This window comes from Burkholderia sp. Bp9143, assembly GCF_003853645.1.
Lineage (GTDB): Bacteria > Pseudomonadota > Gammaproteobacteria > Burkholderiales > Burkholderiaceae > Burkholderia.
Genome location: NZ_QTPO01000061.1, coordinates 15,645 through 38,676, shown reverse-complemented (window position 1 = coordinate 38,676; position 23,032 = coordinate 15,645). Strand labels below are relative to the sequence as shown.

The 23,032-nt window shown below is 55.1% G+C and carries 17 protein-coding genes and 2 pseudogenes; 17 read left to right on the top strand and 2 right to left on the bottom strand.

Features of this window, described 5'->3' with window-relative positions; all coding sequences use genetic code 11:
• Window positions 1-21 precede the first annotated feature (21 nt).
• The 17 genes and pseudogenes from DIE23_RS33495 to DIE23_RS40505 all read left to right on the top strand — a co-directional run.
• Window positions 22-1,401 (top strand): undecaprenyl-phosphate glucose phosphotransferase, encoded by a 1,380-nt coding sequence (locus DIE23_RS33495; RefSeq protein WP_124616455.1) that lies wholly within the window; start codon window positions 22-24, stop codon window positions 1,399-1,401.
• Window positions 1,402-1,538: 137 nt separating this feature from the next.
• A complete protein-coding gene (locus tag DIE23_RS33490) occupies window positions 1,539-2,630 on the top strand; it encodes a polysaccharide biosynthesis/export family protein (protein ID WP_260436294.1) in 1,092 nt (363 codons plus the stop codon).
• Window positions 2,627-3,067 carry a low molecular weight protein-tyrosine-phosphatase gene (locus DIE23_RS33485; RefSeq protein WP_124616451.1) on the top strand — a complete coding sequence of 147 codons (441 nt, stop codon included), beginning with the start codon at window positions 2,627-2,629 and terminating at the stop codon, window positions 3,065-3,067. The genes DIE23_RS33490 and DIE23_RS33485 overlap by 4 nt, the downstream gene beginning before the upstream one ends.
• A 2-nt stretch (window positions 3,068-3,069) precedes the next feature.
• The gene (locus DIE23_RS33480) at window positions 3,070-5,283 is read left to right on the top strand and encodes a polysaccharide biosynthesis tyrosine autokinase (protein ID WP_124616449.1); all 2,214 of its coding nucleotides are present in this window, start codon (window positions 3,070-3,072) and stop codon (window positions 5,281-5,283) included.
• A gap of 63 nt (window positions 5,284-5,346) precedes the next feature.
• Entirely contained in the window at window positions 5,347-6,465 is a 1,119-nt protein-coding gene (gmd, locus tag DIE23_RS33475) for a GDP-mannose 4,6-dehydratase (RefSeq protein ID WP_124616447.1), read from the top strand.
• A 5-nt stretch (window positions 6,466-6,470) separates the two neighbouring features.
• Window positions 6,471-7,421, top strand: coding sequence for a GDP-L-fucose synthase (locus DIE23_RS33470; protein ID WP_124616445.1), 951 nt, complete (start codon window positions 6,471-6,473; stop codon window positions 7,419-7,421).
• 23 nt (window positions 7,422-7,444) lie between these two features.
• Window positions 7,445-8,842 carry an oligosaccharide flippase family protein gene (locus DIE23_RS33465; protein WP_260436293.1) on the top strand — a complete coding sequence of 466 codons (1,398 nt, stop codon included), beginning with the start codon at window positions 7,445-7,447 and terminating at the stop codon, window positions 8,840-8,842.
• A gap of 12 nt (window positions 8,843-8,854) precedes the next feature.
• Window positions 8,855-9,982, top strand: coding sequence for a glycosyltransferase family 4 protein (locus DIE23_RS33460; RefSeq protein ID WP_124616443.1), 1,128 nt, complete (start codon window positions 8,855-8,857; stop codon window positions 9,980-9,982).
• 9 nt (window positions 9,983-9,991) lie between these two features.
• Window positions 9,992-11,242 carry a hypothetical protein gene (locus DIE23_RS33455; protein ID WP_124616441.1) on the top strand — a complete coding sequence of 417 codons (1,251 nt, stop codon included), beginning with the start codon at window positions 9,992-9,994 and terminating at the stop codon, window positions 11,240-11,242.
• 26 nt (window positions 11,243-11,268) lie between these two features.
• Window positions 11,269-12,426 carry a glycosyltransferase gene (locus tag DIE23_RS33450; RefSeq protein WP_124616438.1) on the top strand — a complete coding sequence of 386 codons (1,158 nt, stop codon included), beginning with the start codon at window positions 11,269-11,271 and terminating at the stop codon, window positions 12,424-12,426.
• On the top strand, window positions 12,423-13,022 hold the full coding sequence (locus DIE23_RS33445; protein ID WP_124616436.1) for a putative colanic acid biosynthesis acetyltransferase: 600 nt from the start codon (window positions 12,423-12,425) through the stop codon (window positions 13,020-13,022). Before DIE23_RS33450 ends, DIE23_RS33445 begins: the two co-directional genes overlap by 4 nt.
• Window positions 13,023-13,101: 79 nt before the next feature.
• A complete protein-coding gene (locus DIE23_RS33440) occupies window positions 13,102-14,322 on the top strand; it encodes a glycosyltransferase (protein WP_124616434.1) in 1,221 nt (406 codons plus the stop codon).
• Window positions 14,323-15,296: 974 nt separating this feature from the next.
• Window positions 15,297-16,004: a hypothetical protein gene (locus DIE23_RS33435; protein ID WP_124616432.1), complete on the top strand. Its 708-nt coding sequence runs from the start codon at window positions 15,297-15,299 to the stop codon at window positions 16,002-16,004.
• A 34-nt stretch (window positions 16,005-16,038) separates the two neighbouring features.
• Window positions 16,039-17,694 (top strand): hypothetical protein, encoded by a 1,656-nt coding sequence (locus DIE23_RS33430; protein WP_124616430.1) that lies wholly within the window; start codon window positions 16,039-16,041, stop codon window positions 17,692-17,694.
• 27 nt (window positions 17,695-17,721) lie between these two features.
• Complete coding sequence (locus DIE23_RS33425) at window positions 17,722-18,783, top strand: acyltransferase (protein WP_124616428.1); 1,062 nt, start codon at window positions 17,722-17,724, stop codon at window positions 18,781-18,783.
• A 953-nt stretch (window positions 18,784-19,736) separates the two neighbouring features.
• A pseudogene (locus tag DIE23_RS33420) lies at window positions 19,737-19,862 on the top strand (transposase DNA-binding-containing protein); the annotation flags it as partial.
• A 7-nt stretch (window positions 19,863-19,869) separates the two neighbouring features.
• Window positions 19,870-19,962 (top strand): annotated as a pseudogene (locus tag DIE23_RS40505) (IS4 family transposase); the annotation flags it as partial.
• Between the two features lie 237 nt (window positions 19,963-20,199).
• Here the strand turns inward: DIE23_RS40505 and DIE23_RS33415 are convergent.
• Both DIE23_RS33415 and DIE23_RS33410 read right to left on the bottom strand, forming a co-directional pair.
• Window positions 20,200-21,348, bottom strand: a complete 1,149-nt coding sequence (locus tag DIE23_RS33415) for a glycosyltransferase family 4 protein (protein WP_124616424.1) — start codon at window positions 21,346-21,348, stop codon at window positions 20,200-20,202.
• 258 nt (window positions 21,349-21,606) lie between these two features.
• The gene (locus tag DIE23_RS33410) at window positions 21,607-23,016 is read right to left on the bottom strand and encodes a UDP-glucose/GDP-mannose dehydrogenase family protein (protein ID WP_124616421.1); all 1,410 of its coding nucleotides are present in this window, start codon (window positions 23,014-23,016) and stop codon (window positions 21,607-21,609) included.
• Window positions 23,017-23,032 lie beyond the last annotated feature (16 nt).

Here is a 23,032-nt window from a genome sequence, read left to right as displayed (position 1 = left end):
GACGTCAGACGGGAGATTGAAATGTTCGGTCTACAAGGCATGATGGCTCGACTCGTGGATATCGCATTGATCGTCGCCGGCTCGTTGCTTGCGTCGCAATTTCGCTATCAGACGGTTTCCGAAGGCCACTTCGACAGCGCGCTCGTCACGTTCGCGATCGCCTTCACGCTGGTGCTGTTTCCGGTGTTCGGTGTGTACGAATCGTGGCGAGGACGGTCAATGCTGAGGCTGAGCGGAAAGATTTCGCTGGCTTGGCTCGTCGTGCAGGCATGCGGCATCGTGTTGATGTTCTCGCTTCATCGTTCGGACGTCATTTCGCGGCTTTGGTTCGTGTACTGGACCGCGATGACGGGGAGCGCACTGATCGCATCGCGAATCGGCACGCATCTTTTTCTGCGCAGTGTGCGGCATGCAGGCATCAACCTGCGCAGTGTCGCGGTGGTGGGGCACGCGCAACATTGTCAACAGGTGATTCGAAACATCGAGGAGTCGCCGGCCAGCGGATTTCGCCCGGCAGCCGTATTCGACCTGCGCCCGATCACCGCAAGTGCTTCGCATCGCGTGCCGGTATTCACGGAACTCGATAAGTTCGCGCAGTTTGTCCGTGAGAACGGTGTCCGGGAAATCTGGCTCGCGCTGCCGTTGTCGGAGGAAGCGACCGTTCTGCGGTTCGTCAATGCGTTCGGCGACGATCTCGTGAATATCCGCTTTATTCCCGATGTGCGCAGCGTCGCGCTGTTCGACGGCGCGATGATCGACCTCATCGGCGCGCCGGCGATCAATCTCGTTGCGTCGCCGCTGCCGCGCCATGCGATGTGGCAGAAGGAGGTGTTCGATCGCCTGTTCGCCGCGGTCGCGCTGATGGCGCTGTTGCCGCTGATGGTGGTGATCGCTGTCGCGGTGAAGTTGTCGTCGCGCGGGCCGGTGTTCTTCAAGCAATACCGCAAGGGTGCCGACGGACGCAAGTTCCAGATCCTGAAGTTCCGCACGATGCGCGTGCACGCCGAACAGGCAGGCGTGGTTACGCAGGCGACGAAGAGCGACTCGCGCATCACACGGGTCGGGCGCTTTCTCAGACGAACCAGCCTCGACGAGCTGCCGCAGTTTCTTAACGTGCTGCGCGGCGAAATGTCGGTGGTCGGGCCGCGGCCTCATGCGATCGAGCACGATCGGCTTTATCAGAAAGTCGTCGAAGGGTACATCCATCGTTATCGGATCAAGCCCGGGATCACCGGATGGGCCCAGGTGAACGGGTATCGCGGCGAAACCGATCGGCTCGAGAAGATGCAGAAGCGGGTCGAGTATGACCTCTATTATCTGCGGAACTGGTCGTTTGCGCTGGATATGCGGATCGTGCTGGCGACGGTGGCGAAGGGGTTGATTAATGCGAACGCTTATTGAGCGGTTTTCGACGTCGTGATTTGTCGCATCTCTAAACATAAACCGGGGAAGATGAGATGAGGTGTATTTGGGATCGGCGCGAGAGCAGGGCAGCCGCGTTCGGCCGTCATGGCGCGCGAATCGTGATTGGCGCAACGATGAGCGCTGTACTGTCGGCGTGCGCTGTGGCACCGGGTATGCGTATGTCGACGCAAGCAACATTGCCGGTGACTGGCGGCGATGAAAATACTACCCAGCAGGAGCTTCACATTCCGATCACTGATATCAACATGGCGTTGATTCAGGAGCTGCGTGAGGCCGGGCAGCGTGCCGGCGAAACGCAGTTTAACGACCTGATAGCAAAACCGGAGCCGTACACGCTCGGCGTGGGTGACGTGTTGCAGATCACCGTCTGGGACCATCCCGAACTTGCTGTTGCGCAGGGTGCGCAAACGTCGACGACCTCGCGGCCGTACGACCCTGTTCAAGGCTTCGTCATCGACGACAACGGCAACGTGCAGGTGCCGTATGCCGGAAGCGTTCATGTCGCCGGCATGCGTATCGATCAAACTCAACGGACCGTCCAGGCCGCGCTGCAGCGGGTATTCGTGAAACCACAGGTCACGGTGCGCGTTTCTTCGTTTCGTGCAAAACAAGTTTACGTCGACGGAGAAGTCCATACGCCAGGTATCGTCCCCGTCAACGATGTGCCGATGACGTTGAACGAGGCGATCAACCGAGCAGGTGGGTTCAGCCCAACGGCTGATCAAAGCCGGGTGGTCGTCGTGCGGAATGGTAAGTCGTACCGGCTCGACCTCACGCGGATGCTGGACCACAACATCAATCCTTCCAGAATTCTGCTGAGGAACGGGGATCTGCTACGTATCGTCTCGCGCGAGGACAACGGCGCCTTCGTGATGGGCGAAGTCAACAAGCCGATTACGGCATTGCCGTTGAAGAACGGGAGGCTAACGCTGAGCGATGCACTTTCTCAGGCGGGTAGCGTGAACAGCGCCAGTGCGGACGCTGCGCAGCTGTATGTGATTCGTGGAGCATCGGAAGCAAAGCCTCAGGTTTTTCATCTCAATGCTCACTCACCGGTTTCGATGGTGCTGGCAAACCAGTTTGAGCTGCAGCCAAAGGACGTCGTGTATGTGGATGGCAACGCACTCGTGCGCTTCAGCCGCGTGCTCAGTCTACTGCTGCCCGCGATCAATGCAGGTCTGACCGGCGCAGTGTTGACGAAATGATCGACAACATCCTGGTTGTATGTGAAGGGAACATTTGCCGGAGCCCGATGGCACAGGCGCTGCTGGCTCGAGCGCTGCCGTCGGCTCGAATCAGATCGGCGGGATGTTCGGCACTCGCGGGGCGGCGTGCAGACCCACTGGCGGTCGAATTGATGGCCGAGCGCGGCATCGACCTTGGGGAACACATTGCCGTCGACCTGAATCTGGAACACATGCGTTCGGCGGACCTGATTCTCACGATGACGCAGAGCCAACGCAAAAGAATTGAAGCCGGCTATCCGTTTTCGAAAGGGCGGGTGTTCCGTATTGGCGAATTCGAACGGATCGATGTCATCGATCCCTATCGGCGTGGACGGTCGGTATTCGAGTTGGCTCTGAATCAAATCGACCAGTGCATGAAGCGCTGGATCGACAAAATGAATCGGATCAAGAATTGACTATGGAATCCGCAAATAAATCCAGAATCATCGACATGCAGGAAGGTGACGAGATTCACCTGTCTGACTATGTGGCTGTCGTCGCCGAGAACTGGAAACTCATTTCCGCGATTGCCGCATTCATCCTCTTGCTCGGCGCGGTCTACGCGTTCGTCGCGAAGCCGGCCTATCGTGCGGACGTGATGATTCAGGTCGAAGACAGTGCAAACTCGACGCAAAATGCGTTGGGCGAGCTTGCATCGATCTTTGATACGAAACAGACCGCAGACGCCGAGATCGAGTTGATTCGTTCTCGCCTAGTGGTCGGTCACACAGTGGAGGCATTGCATCTCGATATCTCGGCGCAGCCCCGCTATTTTCCCGTGATCGGGGCGATGCTGGCACGCATCGCAGGAAGCCAGAAACTGGCATCTCCCTGGTTCGGAATGACGCACTTCGCATGGGGAGGGGAGAAGATCGCAGTCTCCCGGTTCGAGGTGCCAAAGGAACGCTACGGTACCAAGTTCGAGCTGATTGCGCGGGATGGAGGCCACTATGAACTCGTGAATCCGGACGGCGATGTCGTTCTGAAGGGGGCGGTCGGCCGGGTTGAGCGTGGCGTTGATCAATACGGCGCGGTGGAATTGACGGTCGAAAGTCTCCGAGCGCGACCAAATACGGAATTCGTTTTCAGTCGCGCTTCGACCCAGGCGACGATCAATCGATTGCAGGGCGATCTCGTCATTGCCGAGAAGACCAAGCAATCTGGCGTGATCGGTGTATCCCTGGACGGCACCGATAGTGCCCGGACAGCTCAAATTCTCAACACGATCGCATCCACGTATGTGCAACAGAATATTGATCGGAAGTCGGCTGAAGCGGAGCACACGCTTGCGTTTCTTGATCAGCAACTGCCGCAGTTGCGCAAGCAGCTTGATCAGTCTGAAGACAAGTACAACGCCTTTCGCAATAAAAAGGGGACTGTCGATCTGACCGAAGAGAGCCGACTTTTGCTGCAGCAGATCGTCGAAGGCAAGACCAAGCTCGTGGATCTGGAACAGCAACGTGTCGAAATGGCCCAGCGCTTTACGGGCGAGCACCCTGCGCTTGCGGCATTGACGGCACAGATAGCAGCCCTCAATGCCCAACAGGATCAGTTGAACAAGCGCGTGCTGACGCTTCCCGATACGGAGCAGTCTGCATTGCGGCTGTTGCGCGATGTGCGTGTGAACACAGAGCTTTATACGAGCTTGCTGGACAACGCGCAGCAACTGCGCATCGTCAAGGCTGGCCAAGTCGGTAACGTCCGTGTCGTCGACTTTGCAGTGGTAGCCGATGAACCGGTGAAGCCGAAACGGCCGCTCGTCATCGTGTTGGCCGCGTTGCTCGGGCTTGTGATCGGTACGGTGACGGCGTTCGCGAAGCACGCATTGTTTGGCGGGTTGAAGCACAGCGACGAAATCGAGAAGGCTATCGATTTGCCGGTCTACGCAACGATTCCTCATAGTCAAGCACAGATCAACCTGCAACAAGCAATGGATCGCGGGCTACCTGGCCCCCACGTTTTGGCGTCGCTCGAGAGCGAGGATCTGGCTACTGAGGGCATTCGCAGCCTGAGAACGGCATTGCAGTTCGGGTTGCTCGATTCGTCCAATAACGTGATCGTGATTACAGGCCCTCGACCGGATGTCGGGAAGTCGTTCGTGTCCGTGAACTTGTCGGCCGTTATCGCGAGCAGCGGTACTCGCGTACTGCTCATCGATGCGGATATGCGCCGCGGCAACGTTCATTCGTATCTCGGAGTGACCAAGCAACCTGGTCTATCGGACGTGATCACGGGATTCAGCCTCGACGAGGCAATTCAGCGCGATGTCGTGACCGGTGTCGATCTGCTTCCGAAGGGTTCTTTGCCACCGAATCCGGCAGAGCTACTGCTGAGCGACAAGTTCAAGAAGCTTCTCGACGAAGTGTCGCGACGCTACGACCTCGTGATCGTCGATACGCCGCCCGTGCTCGCAGTCACCGACTCTACAGTGATCGGTCGGTATGCGGGTGCGACGTTGCTCGTAGTTCGCCATGGAAAGCACCCTCGCGCGGAACTCATTGAATGCGCAAACCGCCTGCGTGGTGGTGGCGTGGCGCTGAAGGGGACGTTGTTGACCGACGTGCCGCGGCATCGATTCGGCTATGGCAGCTATTACTCCGGTTACTACGGATACGAAAGCGTTTCAGAGTGAACTACATCGCGGAATGTGTTTGAAATCGACACATGCGGCACGTCAAATTGGGAGTATCGAATCATGAATCGTAAAGTTGCTTTAATTACCGGCGTCACGGGGCAAGACGGCTCATACCTTGCGGAGCTGCTACTGAACAAGGGCTACGAAGTGCACGGTATCAAGCGTCGTGCTTCACTGTTCAATACCGATCGGATCGATCATCTCTATCAAGACCCGCATGTGTCCGACCGGCGCTTCGTACTGCATCATGGTGACCTGACAGATTCGACGAGCCTCGTGCGCATCATCCAGCGTGTGCAGCCTGACGAGATCTACAACCTCGCCGCCCAGAGCCACGTCGCCGTTTCGTTCGAAGAGCCGGAATATACGGCGAATGCCGATGGTATCGGCGCGCTGCGGATTCTTGAAGCGATCCGGATTCTCGGGCTCGAGAAGAAGACGCGCTTTTATCAGGCATCGACGTCGGAGCTTTACGGTCTCGTGCAGGAGATTCCGCAGAAGGAGACGACACCGTTCTACCCGCGTAGCCCGTATGCGGTCGCGAAGATGTACGCGTACTGGATTACCGTCAACTACCGCGAGGCATACGGTATCTATGCGTGCAACGGCATCTTGTTCAACCACGAATCGCCGGTACGCGGCGAGACCTTCGTAACACGCAAGATCACGCGCGCGATCGCGCGGATCGCGGTCGGCCTGCAGGACTGCCTGTACCTGGGCAACATGTCAGCGCTGCGTGACTGGGGACATGCACGCGACTACGTCGAAATGCAATGGATGATGCTGCAACAGGAGCAGCCTGAAGACTTCGTCATTGCGACGGGCGTGCAGTACAGCGTACGCGACTTTGTCAAGCAGGCCGCTGCCGAACTCGGCATTACCGTGCGATTCGAAGGCGAAGGCGTTAGCGAGATCGGTATCGTCGAAAAGGTAACGGGCTCGGAGGCGAAAGTGATTCCCGGCACGGTGATTGTCCGTGTCGATCCGCGCTATTTCCGTCCGACTGAAGTCGAAACGTTGCTGGGTGATCCGACCAAAGCTCACGAGAAACTGGGCTGGAGGCCGACGACGTCATTCGAGTCGTTGGTCACCGAAATGGTGCGAGCGGACTATCAGGTGGCAAAGCGCGATGCGCTCGTGAACCTTGCCGGTTTCAAGACGTTCGAATACAACGAGTGAGTGCCATGGACAAGAACACGCGAATTTTCGTCGCCGGACATCGTGGAATGGTCGGTTCGGCGGTCGTGCGCAATCTCGTGGCGAAGGGGTATCGCGATATCGTGACACGCAGTCGATCCGAGCTTGATCTGATTGATCAGGCGGCCGTCGATGCGTTTTTCCGAGACAGCGCGATTGACGTCGTCGTGCTTGCGGCAGCCAAGGTGGGCGGGATTCTGGCCAATAATACGTATCCGGCCGATTTCCTGTACCTGAACCTGATGATCGAAGCCAACGTGATTCACGCGGCTTATCGTGCAGGAGTCGAGCGCCTGGTGTTCCTCGGGTCGTCATGTATTTATCCGCGCGAGTGCCCGCAGCCGATCAAGGAAGAGTATTTGTTGACCGGGCCGCTGGAAAAGACGAACGAGCCGTACGCAATTGCAAAGATCGCGGGCATCAAGCTTTGCGAGTCGTACAACCGGCAATACGGGACGAAGTACGTGTCGCTGATGCCGACAAACCTGTACGGCCAGAACGACAACTATGACCTGAACAACAGCCACGTGTTGCCTGCATTGCTACGCAAGGCGCACGAGGCGAATCTCGAAGGCAAGGACAACCTCCAGGTGTGGGGAACCGGTCGCGCGCGCCGCGAGTTCCTGCACGTCGATGACATGGCTGACGCGACAGTTTTCGCTTTGGAGAGGGACATCGATTCGAGCCTGTACAACGTGGGATGCGGATCGGATGTCACGATCGAGGAATTGGCGCACGCCGCTATGCGAACGGTGGGATTCGACGGTCGAATCGAATTCGACGTGACGAAGCCGGATGGCACGCCGCAGAAACTGCTCGACGTCAGCAAGCTGACCGAACTGGGATGGACTGCGAAGATTGGTCTCGACGAAGGACTGGCTTCGACCTACCGCGATTTTCTCCAGCGTCCCGAAGCCCAGATGACCGAGCGGGTTTAAGCGGGTAGAGACGGCAAACCACGATGATGCGATTTGACGAGAGCAGCGCGACCTGGGTGTTCGCGCAACAAGGTGTGTCGCGCCTGCTGGTGGCGTTCAAGTTCTTTCTTTTGGCACGCTTGTTGGGGCCGGAGTCGATCGGTCTGATTGCCGCAGCCCTGATGGCTCTGTCGATTGCGGAATCTCTCACCGAAATGGGATTGAGCCATGCGCTGATCCAGCAACGTGAGTTGCTGGATCAGCGGAGCCTGGACGCATTGTGGACGGCAAACGCAGTGCGGGGCACGATTCTTTCAGTTGTCTTGTTCGTGACTTCGGCGCCGATCGCGCGATTGATGAGCATTCCGGAGAGCACGACGCTGTTGCAACTTGTCGCGCTGGTGCCGTTTGCGCGGTGCATGGCAAGCATGCGGGTTGCGATCGCCCAACGCGAACGACGGTTTCGCACGGTTGCCCTGTTGACGACGGCTTTCGTCATCGTTGACTTCGTGATGTCCTGTGTTGCGGCATTCGCCTATCACGACGTGGTATGGGTGCTTGCGGCGCTTCCGCTGGCCGAGTTGCTGAAGGCTATCGCGTCGCATATCGTGTTTGCTACACGACCGCGTCTGAACTTCGACACGGCGCCGCTTGGCGAGGTCATGGGGTTTGGCCGCTGGGTTTGGGCGAGCAGCTTGCTGACGATGGTCGTCAATCAACTTGATCGGCTGATCACGGTCAAGACCTTTGGCGTACAGACTCTGGGTCTATACCAGACGGCAAGTCGCCTTGCCCAATTTGGCGTGGCCGATTTTGGCATTGCGCTTAACCAGTACCTGTTCCCGAACTTTGCCGAATTGGCACGGAGAGATAAAGAGCATGCGGTAAGGTATGCATTGGCCCTGTTTAGCCATCTGGGCGCGATCGGCTTGGTGCTTGCGACATTCCTTTGCGTGGCGGCGCCGGACATCGTCAGTTTGACTCTCGGCAGTCAGTGGCGCGGTGCCGTGCCATTTTTCCGGATCTTTGTCTACTTGATGGCGGTGGGCGTGCTCGTTGGTCTGCTCAACGCATATCTTCGTGGAACGGGGCGGCCGAGTCGGGTCACGGTTGCCACATCGGTACAACTGGTCGTGTTGCTGAGCCTATCTGCTATCGCAGTACCTTTGCTTGGCGCGATCGGTGTCGCACTTGCGTCTGCTATTTCGGTTTTTGTGTGCTGCTTGATCATGCTTCGAGAAATGATTGCCGACGCGCGTGGCGATTTACGAGAGTTGTTGCCGCTCGCTACCATCGGAGTGCCAATTTCAGGGCTGATTACATTGCTCGGATATCTGTTGTCGGAGATCCCGTACCACGTGGTACTGATCGGATTCTTGAGCGGTGCCGCAATCGTTTTGCCCCTGCAGAAATTGCGGGCCGGCTTTTCGTTGTCTGCTTGAGGAGACTCGGCGATGCGAATTCTCCATATTGTTCTGACGCCACGGCATTCGGGGGCGGAAGTCCTCGCGTGCAGCCTGGCAGACGCACACGCCGGGCACGGCGCAGTCACGGGCATCGCGGCGTTGAATCCGTCCGATCCGGATTTCGAGAAAATTGTTGATCCGCTTGTGCAACGGGGTGTCTGGTACACGAACCCGCCACATGTGACTGGACGTCTAGACCGATTGCGCTTGATCAGCCGCGCATACCGCGAGTTCCAGCCGGACATTGTCGTCGCGCATTCAGTGATCCCGGCCGCGTATGCCCGGGCCGCGGCGAGATTGTCCGGTGCTTCCATTCCGGTAGTCAGCGTGCTGCACTCTGCGACGAACGACGACTATTCGAATGCCGCATTGCGTACTTCCGAGTATCTGTTGCGTTTTGCGGCGGCAGCGGTTGTAACCGTGACCGACACTGCCCGCGACAACTACAGAAAGCGATTCGGTAGCGTGGGCAGGCTCGAGACGATCCCGAACGGTACGCAGATTGATCGTTTTCGTTTCGATCCGGCCGAGCGATACAGGCTGCGCCATGCGTTGCAGGCGGGTGAGAAGCAGATCGTTCTGTTGCAGGTCGGTCGCGTTGCGCGAGTGAAGGGGCAGGTATCCAGCGTACTGGCGCTCAAGCGGCTCGTTGACGCTGGACACGATGTCATGCTTTGGTTCGCCGGCCTGACGGAGACCGAGGAATATCGCCAGGAAGTGGTCGACAAAATCGCCGAACTGAATCTCGAGCACCATGTCTTGTGGCTGGGCAGTCGGTCGGACGTGCCATCGCTTCTGTCCGCGGCGGATGTTTACCTGATGCCCTCGCTGCGCGAGGCGCACAGCGTTGCGATGATCGAGGCGCTAGCCAGCAGCATTCCGGTCGTCGCGTCGGATATCGATGCGTTTGCGAAGCTGAACGGGTTTGAAGGAATCCGATGCGTTCCCGTGTCGGACAGCGCGCGCTACGCGGCAGCGATCGAATCATTCGTTACGTATCAGGCGCGGTTCAAGCGGGACCTCAGCGCTTTTTCCGTTAAACGTGTGGCCGAACAGTATTTCGATCTTTTCAAGCAGATCTTGATGCGTGATGACATCAGGACCGAACGCGCGTAGGGGAACGGAATGGCGACATTGATGATCGTCGAACCTGATGCGACCGGTCACCGCATGGTGCTGTACGTCCGGTTGATCGTGGCTGAGGCGCTTGCCCGTGGGTTGAAGGTCATTATGCTGACTAGCACCGAAGCGACGCGTCATGACGCATGTAATGCGCTGCGGTCCGAGTTCGGCGACCGGTTGAAGATCGCAACGATGCCAGACGTGCCGCCAGGGGGGACGAGCCGGTTCGAGTTGTTTCGCTTGCAGTACCGATGGATTCGTGCGTTTCAGGCAGGCTATCGAACCGTATCCGGGTACGAGAAGATTGATTTCGTATATGTGCCTTTCTTCAACAACATCGATAAGGTGATTGGCTGGTTCGGATCACCATTCGGCGAGACACCGTTCGGCGGGATGTTGTTGGCTGCAAAGTTTCATCATGCGGCTTGCGGCATTATCGGCACGCACGGCAAGCAGGATATTGTTAACAAGTTCTTTTTTAACCTTGCGCTCAAGACGCGAAATCTTGCCGTACTGACATCGATCGACGAGCCGCTAGCCGAATTTGTCGGCCGAACGATGAAGCGTCATTCCGGTAAGGTTCGCTACGTTCCTGACGTTTCCTTCATCCGGCAACCCGCAGAGCGGTCGGAGGCGCGTTTGGTTCACGGCCTCTCGCCGAGCGATTTCGTGATTTTGCTGTATGGCTCGGTTAGCCCTCGCAAAGGGCTTGCGAAGCTGTTGAGGTTGTTTGACGCACCGGATCTGCCGTCGCATTTCCGTTTGCTGATGATGGGCGCGCAGAATGGCGAAGCGAAGCGGATGATCGCCGAGTATCTTGAGCGTCGGCCGGAGCGGAAACACCAGTTCGTCTCTGTCGATCGCTTCGTGACGAATCTTGAGGAAGGGCAGGCCTTCGCCTGCGCCGACGTGGCTTGGCTGTGCTACGAGAACTTCAGTGGAATGAGTGGTGTGTTGATTCAGTCGGCGCAGGCTGGAGTGCCCGTTGTGACGGCAGGCTACGGACTGATTGAACACTATCGAGAGCGGTACATGCTAGGCATCCGGTGGAGCGATTTTGTCACGGATGGACCGAGCGAGGTTCACTTCAATTGGTCTAGCCTCACCGACAGCGTGGCCGCGATGAGCGGATCGGGTCGGTTGCGCGCGTTCGCGGTGGCACATACGCCGCAGGCTTTCGGACGCAACGTCGTTAATGCCATTGCTACATCGCAGAGCTGGCACCTCGACGAAGTGGATAGTTGTGTTTCGTGAGTCGAGTTGATCATTTGGACGGGACAGTGACGAACCACAAAACATCGAATCGGAGTGGTAACGGCGCGGGCGCAGCCACTCAGTTTGCGTTGAAGCATACGGTCTATTACGTGCAACCGTTGATTGCCCGTTATCGGGTTGAGGTTATCGCGGCGCTCAGCCAACGCTTCAACGTGAAGGTCTTCGCGAGCTCCGATGGGGTCGAGTCGCGGGGGTTTTCGCGCGAACGCCCCAAATGCGAAGAGTTCGTCGAAACGCCGATCAACAATGTGTTCCGTAGGCGCGTCAAAGTCCAGACAAAGGTTGTGCCGCGCATCATGCGCGAGCGGCCGGCAGCCGTATTCATCTTCGCCGATGTGACTTACGTTTCGTTGTGGCTGGCATTGGTCGTTGGTCGTCTGACGTGCGTTCCGATGGTGATTCACGGACAAGGGCTTTACCGTTACGAGAAACCTGGCCTGTTGCGTACACTTTGTTATCGCGCCGCGGTTGCACTTTCCTCGCATTACGTCTGCTACGCGGAAGTATCGAAGCGCTCGCTCGAGCGCATTGGTTGCCCGCCGTCGAAGCTTACCGTCGCGAGCAATTCGCTCTTGGTCGAACGGACGGTCGCGCCGTCGGAGAAGACCGGCACCGAACAGGGCGTGCTGTTCGTCGGGAGGTTGCGTGAGGGCTGTAATGTAGAAATCCTGATCCAGGCCGTGGAAGCGCTCGTGAGCGAAGGGCATTGTATTGTGCTGCACGTCGTTGGTGACGGCGAGCAACGAGCCCGCTTGCAGGACAAGTATGCGGGGCGAGCTCACGTGATCTGGCACGGCGGGATTTTCGACGACGGCGAGATCGCCGCGATCAGCAGAAAGTGCCGGATTGGCTGCTATCCGGGCGCTGCCGGCTTGAGCGTCGTGCATATGTTCGGCCTCAGTTTGCCGCCTCTGGTGCACGACCGATTGCCGATGCACATGGGTCCTGAGCCGGAAAATGTGGAGCCCTTCGAAACCGGATTTCTCTATGCGCACGACGGCGGAGCGGATGCATTGGCAGGGGCTTTGACCGAGATCTGGAATTTGCCGCCGGAGATCATCCGCAACACGGCCTCACGTGCGTTTGCGAAATATCAACAGCTCAACTCGCCGAGTTTGGGCCAGAGATTGGCAGATATCGTTGATAGAGTGATCAAAGCATGACGTATGACACGAAGACCGAGGATTCCGATCGCCTTGGCGATCGATTGACATATCAGGATCTGAGCCGCTTTGCTGTACCGAGTGGCTTCCGCGGACGCGGCATCGTGATCGTTCAGCTCTGGTGGATCTGTCAGTCGATCCTGTTTCGGGCATCACCGCAATTCATGTATGGCTGGCGCCGATTCCTATTGCGTTTATTCGGCGCGCGAGTCGGGAAGGGTGTGCTGATCCGACCGACGTCCGTGGTGACGTATCCGTGGAAAGTAACGCTCGGCGATCACAGCTGGATCGGGGACGATGCGGTGCTATACAGCTTGGGACCGATTGAGGTCGGCGCGCATGCGGTTGTCTCGCAGCGCTCGTATTTGTGTGCCGGCGATCACGATCCTACTCGTGTTGACTTCGCAATTCGCGGCCGGCCGATCCGCATCGAGGAACAGGCCTGGGTAGCCTCGGATGTGTTTGTCGCCCCAGGTGTGACCGTCGGCCGTGGCGCTGTCGTTGGCGCACGAAGCTCGGTGTTTTCGGATATGGAGGAAGGGATGATTTGCGTCGGAACCCCTTGTCGACCGGTAAGGCGCAGGGTGTCGCAATGATCGCTCGATAGATGATTCGAATTCCGGATTGGGGTCGAACGTATCGAAATTGTTGATTTAAAGGTGCCTTGTGAAAAGTATGGGGCTAACAGTCAAAGCAATTGGCGAACGCGCGTCCGTTGCGAACGTTGCCGTTGTAACCTCTTCAGTGTCACGCAATGCCGGCGGCTTGTTCGATGCAGTTAGGGGGTTGGTTCTTCAGTTGCCCGACGCGGGGATCTCGCCGCACGTTTTCGGCTTGGAAGATGGTCATACACAGGAGGACCGTGCGGAGTGGGGCGCGATTCCGCTGACTACCTCGAAACCTCTGGGCCCGAAATCCATAGGTTTCGCTCCCGCGATGCGTCAGGCCCTGCTGAGTTCCGGCGCGGAACTCGTGCATACGCACGGCATCTGGATGCACCCATCGGCGGATGTTGTTGCGTGGCGGCGCAGATATGGCAAGCCTTACCTGATCTCTCCGCACGGAATGCTGGATCGCTGGATTCTGAATCGCTCCAAGGTCAAGAAGTGGATCGCGTTGACCGGTTATGAGCGCGCGCATTTACGGGAAGCTGCTTGCTTTCACGCACTGAGTTTGGAGGAGGCACGCGGCATTCGCGCAGCCGGGTTCGAACAGCCGATCGCGATCATCCCGAACGGTGTGCATATGCCCAAGACGGAGGTGCGAACGAAGCCGTCGTGGTGGAGCGATAACCTTGAGGGAAAACGGTTGTTGTTGTATTTCGGGCGCTTGCATCCAAAGAAGGGCTTGGACAATCTTTTGCTCGCGTGGAAAGCGATGTTTCAGGACGGAACGCTGGACCCGCGCCTGGTGCTGATTGTTGGCGGCTGGGGGGACCAGGCTTATATCGATCAGTTGCACCAGATCGTCGAGGCTCGGGGAGCCGATTACCAGGTTCGGTTCATCGGGCCGCAATTCGGTGGGGCGAAACAGCAGACCTATGCGGCCTGTCACGGGTTGATCCTGCCGTCGTTCAGCGAGGGTCTGCCGATGGTCCCGCTGGAAGCATGGTCGGTCGGCGTGCCGTGCGCACTGACGGACGCATGCAATCTGCCGGAAGGATTTGACGCCGGGGCGGCGTTCAGAATCGGGGCGGATGTCGACGATATCAAGCAGTTTCTGGTGAAGTTCGGTGCGGCGGATGAGAGAACACTGAGCGAGATCGGGGAGCGTGGACGGGTGATGGTCGCGGAGCGCTTTATCTGGCGCAGCGTCGCGGAACGGATGGCTGCAGTGTATCGCTGGTTGCTTGCGGAAGGGGAGCGGCCGGAGTGGGTGGTTGACGGGGCTGTTTAAGAATGTCTTCAGCCTGTCGGTCATGTCGAATTCCTCGAGCGCAAACCACCGGTGCACCGCACGCAGCGAAAAATCGCTGGCAGGCGACGGATTCCGCCAAGATTTAGGCGGACGCCGCCATCCGTGATCGGACACCATGCCGAAATATGCCGCGTCGCAGCACCGGATGTGATGGGACATGCCTCTGAATAGTGGCTCACATGGTTCCACACCTAGGTGCCACTCGTCGATAGTGATAGAGCCCTAGCCTCACGCTAGATTACACATCATCACACCCGTAAATTGTGCTTCGTACGGGCTGCCATCTCACGCAAGCGGACATATCGAAGTAATCGGTTTCTGAAAACCACGCTACTGGGCTGACACTGATCACCACTCCGATGAACGAAATAAACGCAGCATCGAGCCAAATTAAACCTGTCAACGTGAGATATGTCAGAGGAGCGTCTGCGCGATCTGATGTCTCGCGAGGAATAGCTCGCTCCGTAATAAGTTGGATTTCTCCAACGATTTATAGCCTGCTGCTTCTATCCGCATTTTCGATCAAGATTTTTGATATTGGCGGAAATTATCTGTTTGAGGCGGCACTGTTTTTAGCCGTTGGGTGGGGGCTCATTGTTCGCGACCCCATCGCGCGATCAGTTACGAGGATTATTCGGTATAAAAAACACGAGGCATTCGCGGCGTTTATCATTATAACCATACTTTTCATCCTAGGGTCTCTCGTCGGTGGGAATGCGCTATATTCATATGCGGACTACAGAGCAAATCTTAGTGTCCTGGTTGGATTTCTAATTTTCTGGGATTTCGGGCGGCGAGATTCGCTTCCTTTGATTCAACTTGGAATAGTTACCGGCATAATAAGTACATTGAGTTGGTATTTTCAGGTCACTGGAGACTCCTTAGGCACAAAATTCGCGTCTCCATATGTCTGCATGCTGGTGGCGATTGTGCTCGCATGCGAGTCGCGTAGGATGGCTCTTGCCACATTGGCCACGGTACTGCTTGTATTTCTGGCAGCAGTTAGTTTTTATCGGCAATACTGGATTTCCGCTGCGTGTGGGGTTGTTTATTTGTTGTCTTATACGGCATCAAAGCTTGGAAATAGGTCTAGAATGCGCCTAATAGTAATTATTGCGGTAGGCGCAATCGTGGTCGCCCCACTCGCACCTCGACTCGTTTCAAAAGTAGAGGATTTTTTTGTTAGCGATCAGTCACATTACATACAGGCTGTCGGCAAGACTCAGAACTTTCTTGATGCCACTGTAAGTGGAAATGGGAGAATGCAAGGCTCAGATGAGACGCGATTCTCTTATTTCAAGTTTATTTTTACGAATCCGTGGAAGGTAACGCTACCTCATGGGCTTGGGTATCGCTCATTTTTTAATGATATTGACCCGTATTTTTCGCAATCGGCAGTAGAGGTAACAACCATTGATTCATTGTTCTTCTACATGTGTTTTCACTATGGAATTATATTTACTGCCCCATTTTTAGTGTGGTTGATGCGCGGCATATATGTGTCCAGGCAGAAAAGAGGGTTAATGCCAACCATGTGCATAGCGATGGTCATGTTGGTGGCTCTTTTGTTCGATGGCGGTCAGGCAATTGTTATATCTCGAGCATTTTGGCTGGGTATGTTAATTGCGATGATTGTCCGTCCCGTTCGGATTAGAATGTAGCCGACTTTTGTCGGATAATTCGATTGAAAATTGAATGGATATCGATAATGCCATGCGTCCATCTCGAAGAGCGGCTGTAGCAAAAATCGGCGCTGTTGTCGTTGGGAATATGGTGGTTCCATTCAGGGCGAACGCCCGGGAACGACCGTCTAGTGCAGCTGATGTCCGGCTCAAGAGCGTGGTAGCTGTTGAAGACTACTACGAGGATAAAGACCAAGGTGACTGGCTAGCTGCATTTCAGCGTGCCTCGAATGCTACTCATCAACGTGGTGGCGGAGTAATATATCTGGATCTCCCCAGATATATTCTTGGAAGATACACCGGAGCAGACGTCGCCGAGAACGTTCTAGGCCATCATCTCGATGCGAACAGCATTTCACGAATTTGGATCTTACCGTCAAATGTGCTCGTAATATCAAAAAATTCTTCGATTATCGATCTGGTAGGAGGAGAGTCCTGCCCTTTTGGCTACCAGACGTCAATAAATGTCTTGTCTGGAGTATTTGATGGTGAGAAAACAGTCGAAGTGACCGGGGTAAGTGTTGATGAAAATAAAATATCTTTCAAAGTCATGCCGAATATCTGTGTCGGTCAAACCATTCGTCTGGCGCGAAACGGGCGGTCGGTAAACAGCACGCCATCACGCGAAGACGCACCAAATCAATTTTTGACTATCAAATCTGTAGATGAAAATTCAATAACGGTTGATCAGGGTTTGCGTCAGCTTTTTAAGTCTGCGGAAGACCTTGTCCTGAGATTCCGAGATGGGCAGCGGGATTATCCAAAGAATATTCGGCTAGAAAATTTGCACTTTACGTCTACAGGTGGCACCGCTTATATCTGTCACTCAGCAACTATCAATAGCGGGTGGAAAAATATAACGCTCGATCGCGGTGTTTCAGCATCGTGGGGCACGTCAAATGGAGTAAAAAGTGACCAGGTCACATTGATTTCGGACGCTATTAAGAAGAACACGCTGACAATCGAATCAACGTCCGATGTGGACTGGGGGAGCCTCATGTTAGAAGGGAATGGCTCGTCAAATTCCCTTGGCGGATTGCTCGTCGGTGATGCATCGACCAATGTTCACTTCAAACGCATTGAGGCGCGAGATTTTCAGCGAGCTGGGATCAGTGTGTTATTTGGTGGAGATACCGAGATCGATTATCTCGCCGTAGAAAACTGCGCAACAAGCACACCCGCTAAGAACGCATACTCTGCGGCAGTTTCTATAGGTTTTCCCGCCGCGGGCGCAGGCCCGAGTTCGTCTATTTCAGAAAGTGTTTCTTCCAAGTACAAGATGCGAAACACTGGAGCGACGACGGTACATATTCGGAAATTGTCAATAACCGGTCCAACATCGGTTCCCGTTCGTGTACACGACGCCGAATTGAAAATTGATGAGGGATATATCGAATTTCTCGATCAAGGTGCGCATTCCCCGTTTCTGGTTGGGCAATCCGGCTTGAGTAGGTCAGATGCAAAGTTCTTTCCGTTAGGGGGGGTGACGGGGCTACGCCTTGGAAAAATAAGAATAGTATCGATAGGAAAACCGGCGCTATCTCTTATGGAAAAGAATGCAGTTGGAAGCAAATTTTCGGCAGACGTGGTCGTAAAGGCAAAATTGGGTCGGGTTACTATCGATGGCCAGATAGTTAATCCGCTTCAACCTTCGATGAAGATGCAGTGAAATATGTGAAATGCTGAGGATGGGAAAATGGCTCGGCCGATTATCAAATCATTTGAAGGTCTTAGGGGAATTGCGGCTTTTCTGGTGGTGCTTTATCACGTCAAGGCGTTGCACGGTATTTCGTTGATCAAGGCCGGCTATCTATCGGTCGATCTATTCTTTATATTGAGTGGTTTTGTGATGTGTGTTAGCTATGGTGACAGGCTAACCAGTTTGACGGAGTTCGCGGAATACATGTTTTCGCGACTGGCGCGACTGTTGCCGCTTCTTCTATTTTCTTATCTCGTATATTTTATTGTTGCAAACACAATCGATTCAACAAGTAAATTGATTGTGCCCTCGCCGGCCGAGATATTGGCCACGGGCACTATGATTTTCGGATTTGGTTTGCCAAATATTCGTATATATAATTTCGCGAGTTGGAGTATAAGTACGGAGTTTTACACGTATGGTGTATTTGGGCTGTTTTGGATGGTGACAAATCGTCGGCATCGCGCGCTAGGTTCGATAACGCTTGCGCTTATTTGCTATATGTTTCTTTTTTATATTGATTCGGTAAAAAATGGGTGCGGTGTGGGTGCGAAGGCGTGCCTTGATAATGTCGCGTCATCAGGGGCGATGATTCGATGTTTGGCAGGGTTTTTTGCCGGTGTTGCAGTATATCATTTTAAGAGATTGGGTGAATTCTCCCGTGTGAATGCGGGTGTGTATGTGGCGATTATTCTTGCTGCTGCGTCAATGTTGCTGATTGCGGCATCGACGCAGTATGGTGCGTTGGCATTCATTGCTCCACTTGCATTTGCAATATTGATTGGTCTATTGAGTGCTGATAATGGGATTCTCCCAAATTTGCTCAATACTTCCGTTCCGCAAATGTTGGGGAAGTTATCCTACTCAATGTATCTTCTGCATATGCCGCTATTGCTTGTTTTTGAATCGGCGTTGGGTGGTGTGGACGATTTTAGATTCTTTGCGATCTTGGCTTTATATTTGACTGTTTTGATGTCCATTTCTTACGTGACTCATATATTCGTTGAGATGCCTGGAAAACGAGGGATGGTTGCTGCATATCGAGCAATGGTTGCATGATATTTTAAAAGAATTTATTTTTTGAATCGTATTTCTGGTTTTGAGGTGTGGTGTGCCATATTGATGGCCGCGCGGCACCGGATTGCTTAAAGTGAAATGGAAATTGCTTCATCGTGATCTTCAACCAGAGGCGTGCTTTTAAATAATTGACTCATTCTGGAAGTGACAATTCGGTTTACTTGCAGCGGAGAAAACATGTACATGTGTAAGAAAGTCTTCTGCATTTTCCTAACGCTTGGAATTTTATTGGCGAACGGTACGACGGCCAACGCACAAAGTGGATCAAATAAAGGGAAAACGCGTCGCCAAGGGAGAAATATGGCAATGCCTGCGGGGACATTGACATCTCCGCAGTTGGGAGCCGCACATGGAATTGACGGTAGGGCGACAGGTGTCTCTCGAAGCAGTGATGGCAAAGCTCCGGCGAGCACCGGCGAGGGCCGGAACTCAATAAGTACCCCCCGGGTGTCTGCAAGTCCGTTGCTCGGTGCACCGAAAGGTTACGACGAGCGATATGGAGCGAATCTCGGTGAGGAACTTGGTGGAAAGCAATTCGCTGACCCATCGGAAGGTTATAGCCGAACTCCGGTGGAGCGATTGCTTTCGCCGGAATCCGCTGCGCGTGTTGCTAGCTACGCCGGACAAAGTAATCAGGGAAAGGGCTTGGCGCGGAACAATACGGCGGCCTCAGTGTCGTATCGCGCTTCGCACTCTGGTTCGCCGGACGGCGACCACGGTACGATTGGCAGAAGCAACATATACCGCTCGCCTTGGTGAATGAATCACGTGATCGGCAATGCGGCTTAATACTACTGGGCCGTCTCAAGAGTCAAGTGCAACCGGTTAGCCCATCGTCTTATACACATCTCGGCGCTCTGCCCTCGAGCGCGGACGAACGTGTTTACTTTCACTGACATAGCGCTCCGCTCGTAGGCCGCGTTTACTCCCGCTTTTTGCGTGAGCTCCTTGGCCGTGCGACCTGCTGGACGGAAACGGAATTCGCCCACCTCGAGCTTGGCGACGCGCGCCTGAACAATCGAGCGAGGACATTGATGGAACGATTGGCGGCCAAACCGACGGCGGGCGTGGTTCCTCGGTCGCAATGGCGATGGCGAACCGGACGCGAAGGCCATCTGGCTTAAACTGAAAGAGGTTCATGTCGCTGCTAACACTCTATGAGCATTACATGGCGACCTTAACCCTGACACTTCTGTATAAGCCGATGGGGGCGACTGCCCATGAGAACAGCTTCCCAGCACCACGGAAAACGGTATTTCACCAATCTGTTAGGCGATGTGTCGACGCAATTCTGAATAGATGCGTAGACCGCGATTTTAACTTCGTCGACAGTACTGCAAAAATTTGGATTTAATAGAATTTTGACGCGGAAGACCTACGCCTCGTGATTTTCTGCTTCTATCTCATACACTCGGAGTAGACGCCGACCAGTTTTTCGACGTATTGGTTCCAGTTATGAGTATCGGTGGCGGCGAGGCTTGCCTGACTAGAAAATTCCCTAAGCCTTTCTGGAGCGCTAACCATCTTGTCTATTGCGTCGGCCAGTTGGGTGGCGGAAGCGGCCGGAATGATTTTGCCGCTACGGTTATCTTCGATGATCTCCGCAGCCCCGGATTCGCGTGTTGCGACGATGGGAAGTCCGGTAGCCAAAGCTTCGCATAGCACCACCGCCAAACCTTCTTCAAGGGAGGGCAGCACGAAGAGATCGGCAGAATTATAGTACTTGTTGAGTTGTGCGTTATCTACGCGTGGAATGTGCGTGAAGAGATGTCGATATGGCTCCAGTAAGAATTCGATCTGAGGATCAATTTGCCCGATCAGAGTGACATGAAAGCGCTTGTTGTTGAGTTGCTTGACGGCCTCCAGGAGGTAAAGCTGGCCTTTTCGCAAGTTGATTTGTCCGACGCACAAGATGTCGAAGCGATCTTTCGAGTGTTCGCGTTTATTTAATGGGTGGAATCTTTTTACATTGGCAGCATATGGAATAACCTTTATTTTGCTTGCCGATACCCCTTGCTGAATGAACGACTCTCGTACGATCGCTGACGGCGCGAGTACGTAATCGTACATTTGTAATTCCTCGATCAATCTATTTTGCTGTCGATTAATTCTGTTGACATGCGGAAGCCCTCGCTTGTTCTCCTCCATGGTGAGAATGTTGTCACGATAAATTGGATGTGTATTGACAACCTCGCCGATTATGGTCGAGCCTTCGCGTTTTGCGGCCTTGACAACTTGTCGTGATGTGCCGTGTGCCATGACGTGTAGCACTTGAGTCGGTCGCCAATTCAGACGTACTCCAAGTTGCCAAAGATCGTGATATGCCGGGTAGAGCAGGTCATTCAGCCGTCCCTTTAGCATTTTCGCATGTGCTCGGACGGCATATTCCTTTGCCCAGATATTGACCGCGCGGCTGCGCGCGAGCGAGAACGCGGAATTATGTATTTTATGGGAGTAGTAAAATGTATCTAAAATTCCAGATTTATCTAGATTTTCAATGTAGTTGTGGAAATGGAAGCGACCGCAAACTGCTACGCTAACCTTCATGATTCGATGCTCCGAGAAATGTTTTTGTTAGGTTGGAGTGGGCGGCGGGGATTTATTCATTTAATTTATAACATTTAGTTATACCGGTCCTGCTGGCAACAGGACCTTATGAAAAAATGGGCTGCCATCTGCATGGTACACTGCACGCGGTGTCCGACTTTATATACAAGGCCGCTATTCTTAGGTTTCCTTCACAGTGATCGCTTCAGTTGCTGGCTCGAGGTCGTGATGTAGACCCCAAGCCAAGAAGTTGCACGTTCACGCCCTCGCCACGCTCAGCGTCCTAACTGCCTTAGACACTCCCGCTACATCCGGCCGCCCAATACTGTAATACTCAATCCCCAACTCCCTCATCGTCTCCGGCTCATACAGATTCCGCCCATCGAAGATCACCGGCTCATTCAGCAACTCAACCAGCCCCGCAAAATTCGGGCTTTTGAACACCTTCCATTCGGTGACGATCACGAGCGCATCGGCGCCGGCCGCGGCCTCTTCCGACGTCGTCACGAACTCGAGCCGCGAATGCGCATCCGGCTCGTCGCTCAGGTCAAGCGCAAGCACACGTCGCGCCTCATCCGTCGCGACGGGATCGTAAGCACGCACGCTGGCACCGCGCTTCAAAAGCCCGGCCACCAGATCACGGCTCGGCGCCTCGCGCATGTCATCGGTATTGGGCTTGAACGCAAGCCCCCAAAGCCCGAACGTGAGTCCCGACAGATCGTCCCCGAAGCGCTCGACGATCCTGTCGACGAGTACCTTCTTCTGCGCATCGTTGACCGCTTCAACGGCTTCCAGAATCTGCAGCGACTGCCCATATTCCGCCGCGGTCTGCACCAGCGCGCGTACGTCCTTCGGGAAGCACGATCCACCGTAACCAACGCCGGCGTACAGGAAGTCATACCCGATGCGCGGGTCCGAACCGATACCCCGACGCACGGCCTCGATATCCGCCCCGACGCGATCCGCAAGATTCGCGAGCTCGTTCATGAACGAGATCCGCGTCGCCAGCATTGCATTCGCCGCATACTTGGTGAACTCGGCCGAGCGCACGTCCATGTAGCGCGTACGTTCGTGATTGCGGTTGAACGGTGCATACAGCCGCTTCATCTGCTCGCGCGCACGTTCTCCGGCATCGTCGTCGTCGGTGCCGATCACGATACGGTCCGGGCGCATGAAATCGTCCACGGCGGCCCCTTCCTTCAAGAACTCGGGGTTCGACACGACGGAGAAATCATGGCGCAGGCCGCGGCGTGTGAGTTCCGTCGCGATCGCATCGCGCACGTGCAGCGCGGTGCCGACCGGCACCGTCGATTTATCGACGACCACCTTCGGGCCGGTCATATGCTGACCGATATTGCGTGCGGCGGCGAGCACGTACTGCAGATCGGCGGAACCGTCCTCATCGGGCGGTGTGCCGACCGCGATGAACTGGATGTCACCGTGCGCGACGCTGGCCTCGATGTCGGTCGAGAACTGCAGTCGACGGCTCGCGCGATTTCGATCGATCAACTCTTTGAGGCCGGGCTCGTGAATCGGTACGCCGCCGCCGTTCAGGATGTCGATCTTGCGTTGATCGACATCGACGCAAAACACGTCGTTGCCGATTTCGGCGAGGCATGCGCCAGTAACGAGGCCTACGTAGCCGGTACCGATGATGGTGATTTTCATGTTGCCGTATGAAGAG